General features: G+C 43.3%; 8 protein-coding genes. 5 read left to right on the plus strand and 3 right to left on the minus strand.

Annotation, left to right across the window (positions count from 1 at the left end; all coding sequences use genetic code 11):
• Nucleotides 1-4 precede the first annotated feature (4 nt).
• Nucleotides 5-3154, minus strand: a complete 3150-nt coding sequence (locus ACGHEH_RS13700; RefSeq protein WP_390446254.1) for an efflux RND transporter permease subunit — start codon at nt 3152-3154, stop codon at nt 5-7.
• Nucleotides 3155-3164: 10 nt separating this feature from the next.
• Nucleotides 3165-4325, minus strand: a complete 1161-nt coding sequence (locus tag ACGHEH_RS13705) for an efflux RND transporter periplasmic adaptor subunit (protein WP_390446256.1) — start codon at nt 4323-4325, stop codon at nt 3165-3167.
• Nucleotides 4326-4606: 281 nt separating this feature from the next.
• Between ACGHEH_RS13705 and ACGHEH_RS13710 the strand changes: the two genes are divergently transcribed.
• Nucleotides 4607-7123 carry a zinc-dependent metalloprotease gene (locus ACGHEH_RS13710; protein WP_390446258.1) on the plus strand — a complete coding sequence of 839 codons (2517 nt, stop codon included), beginning with the start codon at nt 4607-4609 and terminating at the stop codon, nt 7121-7123.
• Nucleotides 7124-7214: 91 nt separating this feature from the next.
• On the opposite strand, the gene ACGHEH_RS13715 is transcribed toward ACGHEH_RS13710, so the two are convergent.
• Nucleotides 7215-7508, minus strand: coding sequence for a hypothetical protein (locus ACGHEH_RS13715; RefSeq protein WP_130255394.1), 294 nt, complete (start codon nt 7506-7508; stop codon nt 7215-7217).
• 272 nt (nt 7509-7780) lie between these two features.
• On the opposite strand from ACGHEH_RS13715, the gene ACGHEH_RS13720 reads away from it, so the two are divergent.
• From ACGHEH_RS13720 to ACGHEH_RS13735, 4 genes are all read left to right on the plus strand, one after another.
• On the plus strand, nt 7781-9037 hold the full coding sequence (locus ACGHEH_RS13720; RefSeq protein WP_390446260.1) for an HlyD family secretion protein: 1257 nt from the start codon (nt 7781-7783) through the stop codon (nt 9035-9037).
• 9 nt (nt 9038-9046) lie between these two features.
• Nucleotides 9047-9739, plus strand: a complete 693-nt coding sequence (locus tag ACGHEH_RS13725) for an ABC transporter ATP-binding protein (protein ID WP_349284875.1) — start codon at nt 9047-9049, stop codon at nt 9737-9739.
• Nucleotides 9736-12198 carry an ABC transporter permease gene (locus ACGHEH_RS13730; RefSeq protein WP_390446262.1) on the plus strand — a complete coding sequence of 821 codons (2463 nt, stop codon included), beginning with the start codon at nt 9736-9738 and terminating at the stop codon, nt 12196-12198. The genes ACGHEH_RS13725 and ACGHEH_RS13730 overlap by 4 nt, the downstream gene beginning before the upstream one ends.
• 66 nt (nt 12199-12264) lie before the next feature.
• Nucleotides 12265-13593: a sigma-54-dependent transcriptional regulator gene (locus ACGHEH_RS13735; protein ID WP_390446264.1), complete on the plus strand. Its 1329-nt coding sequence runs from the start codon at nt 12265-12267 to the stop codon at nt 13591-13593.
• The last annotated feature ends 1 nt before the right edge of the window (nt 13594 follow it).

Here is a 13594-nt window from a genome sequence, read left to right on the forward strand (position 1 = left end):
GGTATCAGATATTTTGTACCTTACCTTTAGGTTTAATCGCATTACCAGCACGCTTAATCAAACTTCCACCCTTACCGAATATATTACCAATATCAGTCAATATGATGTACAAACACGGTACCAGTAATAATGTGATTAATGTCGCAAACACAACGGCAAAACCCAGAGACACAGCCATTGGAATTACAAACATTGCCTGTAAGCTGGTTTCAAACATGATCGGTAATACGCCCACAAAAGTTGTGATTGATGTAAGCGTGATTGCACGAAATCTTGCACAACCCGCTTCAATTACCGCTTCTTTTATTGAGTGACCCGCTTTACGAGATTGGTTTACAAAATCAGTCATTACCAGCGAGTCATTGATAACAACCCCCGCTGCTGCAATTATCCCGTAAAGTGAAAACAAGCTTAAATCTAAGCCAAATGCAAGATGGCCCCATAACGCTCCGACCAAGCTAAACGGAATAACAGACATAACAATCAGTGGCTGAGAGTAACTTTTAAGCGGAATTGCAAGTAATATATAAACCAGTAGCATACCAATTATGAAAAATACGATTTGCTCATTGGTTTGAGCTTGCTGCTCTTCAATCGCACCACCTAGCTTAGTTTTAACAGACGGGAACATCTTAATAAGCTCAGGTAATATTTCATCATCAATGCGCTTGGTAACAGCATTAGGTTCTACGACCTCTTCATCGATGTTGCCGTAGACATACACAGTACGGTAACCGTCTTCACGGCGAATATAACTAATACCTGGTTTTTCAGAGATCTCAGCCACATCACCTAGCATCACCTCACGACCTTGAGGCGTTTTTATCACGGTATGCTTTAATGAAGAGTATGCTTCACGAGTCAGTTTAGGGTAGCGCACCATAACGCGTACTTCTTCGCCATTACGGATCACGCGCTGCGCTTCTCCACCGTAAAAACTTGCACCCACTTGAGAACCTATATCACGTAGAGTTAAACCCAACTCATAAGCAACCGGTTTAAGGGCTAACTGGATCTCTTTACTGGCAGGATCAATGGTTGAACTCACATCAAAGACGCCTTTTTCAGCTTGCAACATGCTGATCAATCGACGACCAGCCGAATTCAACGTATCTATGTCAGAACCAAATAATAAGTAACCGAAGTCACCATTTTGCCCCATATTGATTACTTCATCTTCAATTTGGATAGACTTCATACCTGCAATTTCAGGGAGTTGCTCACGCCAACGACGCGTTAGTTCAAAAGTGTTAAACGGGCGTTCTTCTTCATCTACCAGCGGGGCGAGTAACTTACCCTCAGTTCGACCTTCATTAAACACCATGACATCACGCAACATTGAGACGCCATACTCCTGCTGAACTTGCTTATCGACATTCAGCACCACTGCTTCAAGCTTTTTCAATGCCTCAATGGTTTGCTCATCCGACACGTTGTCATTCATCGTGATATTGATGCTAGGGAAATCATGCGGGATCTTTGGTAAAAACAGAGTGCGCAACATACCGCTGCTACTCAACGCGATACTGGCGATAAACATACCAATAAAGGCACATAAAACAGTCCAACGCCACTCTACACAAAGTGTAACGAAACGACGGTAAGGCCCATTCACAAACCCAAAGAACTTAGTATTGAACTTATGACGCCAGCTATCTTCTTTAAGCGGCTTGAACTTAATCGCAGCGATATGCGCAGGCAGTATTAATTTAGATTCAATCAAGCTGAAGAATAGACACAGCAATGCTACGCCGGCAATATTAATAAAGTTGGCACTTTCTGGACCCGTAGAAAACATAAGTGGTGCAAATACAGCCATGGTGGTTAGTACACCAAAAGTTGCAGGCGTCGCAACGCGTTTTGCACCCACAATAACGTTGTGGACACCTGAGCCTTTTTTTTCTACTTCTGTGTAAGCGCTCTCACCAATTACGATTGCATCATCAACGACGATACCCAGTACCATGATGAAGGCAAATAATGAGGTCACATTAATGGTAATACCCAGCACTGGCATCAACATAACTGCCCCCAGAAAACATACTGGAATACCAATGGTTACCCACATTGCCAACTTAAATCTTAAAAATAAGAACAGCATTAGGGTCACTAAGAACATACCTTGTAGTAGATTAGTCTTCATCATGTTTAGACGACCATTTAAGTAATAGGTCATATCAACAATGGAATCCAATTCAACACCAGCTGGTAGCTCTTGATTCTTAAGTTCAATAAACTTTTTAACTGATTCAGCAACCGGCACCATGTTTTGTTCTTTGGTTGCCTTAACAGAAATAAATACCGCATTCTTTCCGTTTAATTTGAAGTAGCGCTCGCCTTCAGTAAATTCGTCTTTGATGACTGCAATATCACGTAAAAGTACTTGACCACCATGTGCACCAATTTTTACCGGTAGTTGACGAAACTCGTCACCGTTATAAGATTGGTTTTCAATACGTACTGAAATTATGCCTGAGTCAGTTCGTAGCTGACCTGCTGAAAAGTTAGCAGAGTAGTTGCGAATAGTGCTTGCCACTTCATTAATAGTTAAACCGTATTGACGCAGCATGTCTGGTTTTATCTCAATAGCGATCTCATCTAAAGGCACATTCACATCAACCAACGACACGTTGTTAAGTTGCAATAACTCATCTTCGATGCGTTTGGCCATCGGCTTCAATTCAGTTAGTGGTAAATCAGCCGACAAAGTCATTTGTATCACTTGCTGCTGAAATTCAATTTGATTAATGGTGACCGGCTCCATCGCTGCAGGGAAAGTCGCAATGCCATCGACACGCAATTTTACCTTATCTAACACGTCAGTTAGTTCAACGTCAGGATCGATTTCTAATGTCGCGCTACCGCCATTTCGGTTTGCGCGGTACACCCCTTCTTTGATTTCAGTGACATCTTTCAAGGCCTCTTCAATCTTCATTAAAATACTTTCTTCGATTTCTTGCGGTGAAGCACCAGGGTAGTTTGCCGCAACAGTAATGTAGTTAATCTCTACATTCGGAAACATCTGTCTTTGAATGGTGTTATAGGTGTACAAACCAATAATGATGATGAAAACCATCAATAAGTTGGCCGCCACCGAGTTTTTCGCAAACCAAGCAATTAAACCGGTTTGCTTTTCAAGTTCAGCTTGACTCATCTGCTACTCCTTAAAGCTTGTCTGTGGTTTCAGCTTTAGATGAATCTGAACCAGCTACTTTTACCGACATCCCTGTTTGCGGGTATTCAGGCAAAGTAGTTACCAGTTTTTCGTTGTCTTTCAGGCCTGTGCTCACGTAGAAATATTCACCTTCTTCACGGATCACCTGCACCTTGCGAGATTCAAGTTGGCCTTCGCTATTTAACAACCATACGGTGTTGTTATTGACCAGATCTTGCGGCAAGCGGTAGATGCTATTTAACGTTTTACCAGAGAAGTTTACTTGTACGTATGAGCCAAACTTCACTTGTGGCTGTTGCGTCTGTAACCCATATGGATCTGCAATTCTAACAACCAGATTTACCATACGCGTTGCTTTATCAACCACACCTAAATCACGGTGAATTTTTGCAGAGCGGGTAAAACCGTTTAAGCCCGATTGAGTGATCGTCGCATCTAAGCCCTCAATACGCTCTGGTAAAAAGGCGCTATCAAACCCTGCAACCGGAATGATCACTTCCGCATGCTCAATATTATTTAGCTGTGCAATACTGCTACCCATGCTCACAAACTGACCTAAACCCACATCACGAGAAACAATCAACGCATCGTACGGCGCAACTACATCACAGTTGTCTAAATCTCGTTGTGCACGCTTAAGTGCTGCTTTAGCTGACTTTAAGGCGGCTTGAGCACTTAGAAGCTGCGGTTTACGAAGGAATAAGTCGGTGTGTTTTTTACTTGGGAAACGTTTTGCTTCATCGGCTGCAACATCTGCAAGTGCTTGTTCTTCAATCAGTTTAGCTTCCGCACGTGTTACTTCCGCTTCTGCTTGTAAGACAGCCGCTTCATAGTTATCTTTTTCGATACTCAGTAACACTTCGCCTTTGGCGACAATGCCACCGGTTACGAAGTTGTCGTGCCAAGCGACTACTTCGCCTGAAACCTGAGCTGAAAGCCTAGTACTTTCAAAAGGTTGAACTTCACCATAGCTTTTAATGACAACTTGATGGTCAAGTGCTGAAACCGCTTCTACAGCAACAACAGGTCTAGTATCTACCTGCTCCTTTGCATCCGGCTCATTTGCCAAAGCATTGATGCCCTGTGCGCCCATCATCCCAACAACAATAGCTGCGACAGGGAATATCCATTTTAGTACCTTCGTTTGCATAACGATTTCACCTATTAAAAAATTTTCTAGCCTTCTCTACTTTCTATACTAACAAGATTAATACCAAGAAAAATGTGACATTTGTAAGAATCTGTTACAGCTAATACGATGAATAGCAGGCGTTTGGTTTTACATACAATGTTACAAAATCAAAAACCATAAAAATCATAACCTTAACAACATTCAAACTGACCTAACTATGTCATCAATCGCATCAATATGGCTTTATAATTCATATTCGGTACACTAAAAAATCCAAAGAAAAATTAACAAGCGTACTTATGAAAAAAACTGCCCTTTCAATTGCGCTAGCACTGACTTTTGCTAGCCAAGCAGCCATTGCTGCCGATAAGAAAAAAGAAGATAAAAAAGAAAAGACCATTGCCAGTCTGATTGAAAACAAAACCGCATTCAAAGGCGTATTTGAGCTTTACCAAGATAAGAAAACAGGTGAGCACTTATTGGTTTTAGAAGAAAGCCAATTAAACACCCCTTTTGTGTATTTTGCACATACCGTTGACGGTGTAACGGATGCGGGTCATGTTCGTGGTAGCTACCGCGAAACTAAACTGATTGAATTTAGACAGCATTTCAACCGCATCGATATCATCAGCAAAACACCACGCTACCAGTTTGAAGAAAACACTGCACTAGCACGTGCAAGCAAAGCAAACATCAGTGAAGCAGTATTAGCGAGTGTAAAAATTGAAAAGCAAGAAGACGGTAAGATTGCCTTTAAAGCCGATAAAATCTTTTTAAGTGAATCACTACACAAGGTCTCTCCTTGGAAGCGTGCTGGTGATAAAAATGCCAGCAAACGCTTTAACGTGGGCAAGCTTGATAGCAAGAAATCTCGCATCATCAAACAACGTCCATATTCAAACAACTTAGACATTGTTGTTGATTATGTATTTAGCAACCCAAATCCAAGTGTTCGCGGCTCTGCCGCAGTAACAGATCCACGTTCTGTATCTGTCAAAGTTCAGCACAGTTTTGTTGCATTACCTAAAAACGATTACCAACCACGTAAAGATGACGCGCGTATCGGTTATTTTACTAACCAATTCGACGTGATGACATCACCTGATTGGACACCATACAATGACGTGATCAAACGTTGGGATTTAGTGAAAAAAGACCCTAATGCTGAATTATCTGAACCTGTAGAGCCAATCGTATGGTGGATTGAGAATACCACCCCGGTTGAATGGCGTGACACAGTACGTGACGGCGTCTTGGCTTGGAACAGTGCATTTGAAAAAATCGGTTTCAAAAACGCACTGGTTGTAAAAGTGCAACCTGATGATGCGGAGTGGGATGCGGGTGACATTAACTACAACGTGCTACGTTGGACATCATCACCTCGCCCTCCTTTCGGCGGTTATGGTCCTGCACTTGCGCACCCATTAACGGGCGAGATCTTAGGTTCAGACATCATGCTTGAGTATGTGTTTATGAAGAACCGTTGGATCTACGACACGCTTTACAGCCAAGGTGCAATGAGCCACAGCAATGCCGATTTAGGCGAACATGATGCGATGAACTGTTCATTAGGTCATGAGCTACAAGGCGAAATGATGACAGCCAGCCTATCAACGGGCAGCGATATCGAGCGTAAAGAAATGCTTCGCCAAGCCCTTGTGCAACTTATATTACACGAAGTGGGCCACACACTAGGTCTTAACCACAACATGAAGTCGTCTATCATCTGGGATGAAAACGAAGTACATGATAAGAATCTAACACAAGGTATCGTGACCGGTTCCGTGATGGATTATGCACCAGCGAACATTGCGCCGCTTGGTAAAAAACAAGGTGATATCTTCCAAACTCGTCCGGGTCCTTACGATGATTGGGCAATTGAATACGGCTACAGCGTTGCAGCAAGCACGGCTGATGCGGAAGAAAAGCGCCTTGAAGCAATTTTATCTCGCTCAAATGATCCAAAGCTAACATTCGGTAATGACGCAGACGATATGCGTGCACCAGGTCGTCATATTGACCCACGCGTAATGGTCGGTGACTTATCATCTAACCCAGTGGCTTATGGTGTTGGTCGCATGGAACTTATCGACAGCCTACTAGGCAAGCTAACTGATACTGCACGTGTACAAGGCGAATCACACCAGCAGCTGTTAACCTCAGCCAATGTACTGTTCGGCCAATATAAGCGCCAAGCTGACGTGATCTCTCGTCAAATTGGCGGCGTATATGTAGAACGTAACGTAGTTGGTACAGCTGATGATGTAAAACCATTCACACCGGTACCTTTAGCGCGCCAAAAAGAAGCCATGCAAGCACTTACTGACAAAGTATTTGCACCAAATGTATTGGCAAACATGCAGCCTCTGTATAACTACATGCAGCAACAGCGCCGTGGCTTTAACCATTATGGTAAGAACGAAGATCCGAAAGCGCACAAAATGGTATTAGGCATGCAGAAGTCAGTGCTGAACCAACTGTTACACCCAAATGTGTTACAGCGTTTATCTGACACGGCGCTATACGGTAATGAGTACGCGTTAAACGACTTTATGACTGATTTAACTGCTGGCATTTTTGTGAAGAGCAAAGCAGTAAGCACATTCAGCCAAAACCTACAGGTTGAATATGTAAACCGCTTAATTAAAGCTGCAGGCCTTGGTAAAGCAAGCCGATATGACAACCTTGCTAAAGCAGCAGCGTTATATCAGTTACAACAAATTAATGACATGAGTGCACCTTGGGGCGCTGACACAGCTACTAAAGCACATCATGCTTACATTAAGCGCTTAATCGAGAAGGCATTAGACGCTTAATCGCTCAGTTTGCATTGTGATGTTAAAAGGCCAGCGAAGTTTATGCTGGCCTTTTTATTTATCTGTTCTAAGTAATCTATGTCTTGGACAACTACATTTTACTGGCTTCGATCGGCTGAATAGCCACAATACCTTGATTTCGAATGGTCACATTAAAACGCTTTTGCCCACACTCAAGTGGATAAACGCCGTCTTCTAGCCCTTTGTTGGCCAAGCTGTTTAACGCCGCAGCAAGCAACATGGTGTCATCTTCTGTCTGCTCGCCGCGTTTCGCCATATATGCCATGCCTTGTTGCATCGCTTTTTCAACCACAATACCCGCCACTTTTTTGCTGGCCTGCTGTTTAAACAATTTAAAAAGTAAGGTCTTTATCAACACGAACATTTCACCCCAACCTTGGTAATAATTTAACTCATCATAATATAGCGGTTAGTCCCAATATTCGAAAATCATAATCAATTTAAAATGCAACAAGGTGTAAATATCTACCGATTGAGTCAGAGTTGCCCGAAATCGAACATTCCTTGTTCGTTACCGCACACACGTCATCTAGAAATCACTCATAAAAGACCACAAACAATTGATAATTAATGATTTTAAATTTTGGCACAAGACTTCCTTAATCCTTAGCATAGTTACTTATATGCAGGTTTTACATGGATATTTCGACCACCACTCAACACAAACCAAAACAACATAAATATATTTGGCTAACCGCGGGGTTAATGACTATTGCATTACTCGTTTTCTGGCTAAATAGCCCGTCAATACCGACTTTAAGGACCGCTGAACTCGAAACAGCCACAGTTCAACAAGGCCCGCTTGATATTAAAATTCCTGTGCTCGGAGAATATGCTTCACGCTACGAGCGCTTGATCAGTGCGCCCGAAACCGCACAGGTTACAGAAATCTTTATACGCGCAGGTGCAGAAGTAACGCCAACCAGCATCATCGCAAAGTTAAGTAATCCAGATCTTGACCAGCAACTCTTTGAAAGCCAATCACAGCTAGAGCGTATGCACTCAGAATTCGCGGCATTTAAGTTACAAAAGCAAAACGAACAACTGAACTTTCAAGCTGAGCTGGCCGATATGCAAAGCCAAATTCAGGCTGCACAACTCGATGTAGATGTAAACCAGAGACTCGCGCAACAAGGGATCGCCGCCAAGATAGAGTTAGAACGTGCTGAGCTACGTTTATCGCAACTGCAAAAACGATTGCAGTTCGCACAATATCGTTTCGAAAAGCAGCAAGAAATGCACAAACTTGAACTGGAACAACAACAAATACAGCTTAATCAACAGCAAAAACAAGTAGCACTCATTGCCGATAAAGTGGCGAATCTCACCGTCAAAGCAGGCATCGAAGGCACTTTACAGCAGCTCGATATTGAACTTGGGCAGCGCGTATCTCAAGGTCAGGCCATGGCTCGTGTTGGCTCTAAGTCTCAGTTAATGGCGCGCATTAATATTCCCCAACGTCTTGCTGAGCGCGTAAAACTGGGCGCGCAAGTTAACTTAAAACATCCTCAAGGGGCATTTTCGGGCACCGTACAACAGCTCGGCTCTGTGGTTGAAAACGGCTTTATTATTGCCGAAGTGCACTTTACTGAAGGCGCGCCAGCTAACTTACGTCCTGCACAGCCAGTTAATGCCTTAGTGTTTTTAGAGCACCTTGAAAATGCGCTCTATATCGCACAGCGCCCGGGCCTCTCACCTTTAGGCACGCAACCGCTTTATAAAAAAACAGCGCAGCAAGCGCAGCTTACACAAACACAAGTTCGCTTTGGTGAGCTGAGCGAGCAATACCTTCTCATTCACTCCGGCCTACAAGCCGGTGACATAGTTATCACATCTGATCTCAGTCAGTGGCATAATTTCAGTCAGCTTTCGCTTGATAACGACAAACTATAAGGAACGCACATGAAAACTTTAGTGACCATTAACAACATCAACAAAATCTATCAGCAAGGGCAAGTAAACACACATGCGTTGCAAGATGTATCGTTACAAATTCAAGAAGGCGAATTCATTGCTATTTCTGGCCCTTCAGGCTGTGGTAAATCGACATTACTCAGTATTTTAGGGTTACTTGATACCGCATCTGACGGTCAGTATGTGTTGGCAGACATAGACACAAAAAACCTCAACGTCGATCAGCGTTCGCAAGTCAGAAATAAGCATATTGGCTATGTATTCCAGTCATTTAATTTGATCGATAGCTTAACTGTGTTCGAAAACGTGGCATTGCCGCTTGAACATCGTGGCGCGAGCAAAAAAGACATTAAATCCGCCGTAGAAAAACAGCTTGCCGCCGTTAATATGACAGGTCGCTTGGATCACACGCCAAGTCAGCTTTCTGGCGGACAACAACAGCGTGTTGCGATTGCACGCGCTTTAGTAGGTGAACCCGATCTGCTACTCGTGGATGAGCCAACCGGTAACCTAGACAGTCAAAATGGTGATGCCGTGATGCAGCTGTTATTAGAGCTTAACCGCCAAGGTACAACCATTATCATGGTGACACACGACGAACGATATAGTCGTATGGCGAAACGCCAAATTCGTTTATTTGATGGCAAAGTCTTAGTCGAACAGCAGGAGGCGGTAGCATGAGTATATATCAACGCGCGCTGACACACGGGGTGCAAAGGCTGATCACAAAACCAAGGTTAGCCCTGCCGGTATTGATCACATTAAGTTTGACTTTAGCTGCCGTGCTGACAGTCGTTGCCATGAGCAGCAATCTAATTTTTAAGCCTTTGCCAGACATTAAAGACGAGCAAAATATTTATCACGTTGATAGGCAGGTACAGGTCTCTGAAGACTTTAAAATCTCGATTATTAACCGCCATGGTGCCGCCGAATTTGCCGATTATTATAAGCAAATTGGTGAGGTTGCAACCTTGCACGCCCGAGCCAATTTTGTACAGGTCAACGAGCAAAATCTCGCTATTACTAAGCTCACAGCTTCAAATAACTTTCAAACGGTTATTGCCAATACACCACTATTGATTGGTGAGATGCCAAACTTGAGTAATCAAGAGGGTGCAGTGTGGATATCTGAGAGCTTGTGGCGTAACGCTTTTGCCAGCAGCGCGAATGTGGTCGGTCGACAATTAGAGCTAGAAGGAAAGCAACTAATTATCCGTGGGGTATTCGCTGATTTCCGCTCTTTTTATAGTATGGATGATATCATTTCGCAGCAAACATGGCAGTTTTTTGATTTATCAAGTCACTTAGCTGATACCCCGTCGAACCAATTTGGCGGCTCAAATAAACTCTTCATTAAAACGCAAAATCACGTATTTACCGAAGAAATGCTCACCCAATTTTGGCAGCATTTATTCGCAAAATACGAAACTGAATTAGCAAGCTACAAAGGCATGCTAGAGCAAATGGGCACATCTAGCAAGGTTGAGCTTTATCGTGCACATTTAATGAAAGATCAAAACACACTGATTATTTTTCTATTTATCTCAGTGTCTGCATTGCTGTTCATGGCGAGCTTAAACTTGTTCAACTTATTTTTGTCTCACTATCAACAACGCGAGCAAGAATTAGCCACACACCTATGCCTAGGCTCTCCGAGAAAGCGCTTATTTATCATTGCCTTTTTAGAGAACCTGCCACTGTTTTTACTCTCTGCGCTCGTTGGCCTATTTGCCTGTGCTTGGATTATTCGTGCATTGCCTATCATCAGCGGTGGCAATATTGAAATGCTTTCACTGGTAAATTTAGATCTCGTGACTGTTAGTATGGCCATATTCATTGTCTTGATCATCAATGCTGTTTTCTCTCTTTCTGCCATATTTCAGTGCGACTCGACAGCATTGAATCAACACATTAATACCTCTAACAAAGGGGTGAATGCTGGCAAAATGAGCCCGCTAACAAAAGCTTTATTTATCGCACAATTAAGCTCGGCCGCGTTGATCATGACAGGTACAGCCCTCTTAGCCGAAGCAACTTACAACAAGGTGAACGTCGATTTAGGTTTTACACCAGGCAATACTATGATGGTAAAAGTTGATTTCGAGGGACAAGGTGACCCACTACCTTCAGAAGAACAGCTAAGACGTGCTGAAGAGCAGCGTCTTCACTTAGAGATTCTAGATATCAAAGCACAGTTATCGTCAGCAGCTCAAAACGTTCAACCTCAACTCAAAATTCTCGACTCTCAAAGTGAACCATTTGGTTCAAATATGATGATTTCGATGAATTTCGATGAAGATACTAACGAACAAATCACATACATGTACAAAAACATTGGCGCAGATTATGTCGACGCGTTTGGGTTAAAGTTACTAGCGGGTCGCAACATAACAGCAGAAGAACAAACTTCATTAGCGCAAGTCGCCATTATTAATGAACCTTTAGCATTGCAATTATCTCAGGATGGTACGATTGAATCAGCCATTGGCAAACAAATAGGTACCTTGCAAATCATTGGTGTGATTGCCGACCACTATAGTCTTGTCAGCAAAGGGCTAGGCTACCCAACCCTAATGGCACCTATTATAAATACTGCAAATACCGGAGTTTACATCATGATGCAGTTGCCTGAGGGACAAACATTCAAGCAATCAGAGCTTGAAACTGCCATGTTAAGTGCACATCCAAAAATAAAGCAATTACAGTTTGACTCACTGGCATCAATTTGGGACAAACATATTGAGCAAGATCGCATTCGCTTTTATTTCATTTCAGGTTTATGCGTATTGACCTTGTTACTGGCTTTTGTTGGCTCAAATGCCATGGCGGTTGGTTTTAGCGAATTAAAACGTTTTGAACTGGCCATCAGAATGGCAACAGGTGCAACCCGAGTATCATTACTGAAGCGCACTTTGCAAAGCATCACGCCTTTATTGCTGATTGCCGCAGGCATTGCCATTACGCTATCAAGTATTGGCTATATAGTGCTTCAGCACAACCATAGCAGCTTGCCAACACTTTCTTGGACGGCACTGGGCTTGTTTGGTTTTGCCTTGCTTGCTATCGTACTCTTTGCCATTACTTGGGTTGTTTGGCGCATTATTAATGCCGACCCGATGCGCGCACTAAGAGAGTTATAATATTAATTCTCTGAATCAAGGACCGGGCGGCTATGGTAGCCGCCCTAGAAAGAAGTACATATATTCATGCCCATATCAAAGCCCTGCATTTTAATTGTCGATGATCATGACGACATACGTTTCGCGCTCAGTTTATTACTCGAGCAAGCTGGTTATCGTGTTGTTGAAGCCGAAAACCCATTTGCCTGCCAACAAGTATTAACGCGTCTGTCCCCCGACTTAATTTTGCTTGATATGAACTTCTCTCGTGATACCACTTCAGGCCAAGAGGGCCTCACCTTACTGCCGGAGCTTACCGCACTGAATATTCCGGTCATCTTAATGACCGCCTGGGCAAACATTGAACTTGCGGTAAAAGGTATGCAACTCGGTGCAAAAGACTTTGTTGAAAAGCCATGGCGTAAGGACGCCTTATTGGCACAGATCGCCCGACATATCGAGCCTACCAAAGTGCAAAGTGATAGCGCTTCAGCTTGGGTAGCACATTCTGAGAAAATGCAGCAAATTGAGCAATTGGTTCACCAACTGGCACAAACAGACGCCAACTTACTGATTTTAGGTGAAAACGGCACAGGCAAATCACAACTAGCGCAGCGTATTCACCAACTCAGCCACCGTCGCCAAGCTCCCTTGATCAACTTAAATATGGCGGCCATCACAGATAACTTGTTCGAAAGCGAGCTATTCGGTCATCAAAAAGGGGCTTTTACCGATGCCAAGACAGACCGTTTAGGGGCATTTAGTCAAGCCCAGTCGGGTAGCTTATTTATGGATGAAATAGGGGCACTGCCCATTCATTTACAACCCAAATTACTACAAGTATTAGAAACTGGGCAATTTACGCCACTGGGCGCGAGTGCGCCAAGCAAAGTTGATGTGCGCTTAATTGCAGCAACCAATCAAGATATTCCGCAAGCTATAGCTAAACAGCAATTTCGACAAGACCTGTATTATAGACTCAATACATTTGTCATCACCTTGCCACCACTGCGAGCCAGACAAGCGGATATTTTACCTCTTGCCGAGCACTTCATTGATAAATACAGCCAAAAATATAACAAGGCTCGACCGACTCTAGACCAAACTGCCAGCCAGCGACTTCTTTCGCATAACTGGCCGGGCAACGTCAGAGAATTAAGTCACACCCTTGAACGTGCAGTACTTATCTGTCAAAACGAGTCCATTGATGAAACACACTTGTTGATTGAAACGATGCATTCAGAGCAAACCTCTGAAGTGCCAGCAATGACCTTAGAAGCACTCGAAAAGCAGCGCATTCTGGATGTGCTAGCAGCGAATGAGTCGCAGATCAGTGCCTCTGCCAAGGTACTAGGTATTTCTCGTAATGCGCTTTATCGTCGCTTAGAAAAATATCAAATCGATTTGCCAGAGTAAG

This window comes from Pseudoalteromonas sp. MTN2-4 (assembly GCF_042848605.1).
GTDB lineage: Bacteria > Pseudomonadota > Gammaproteobacteria > Enterobacterales > Alteromonadaceae > Pseudoalteromonas.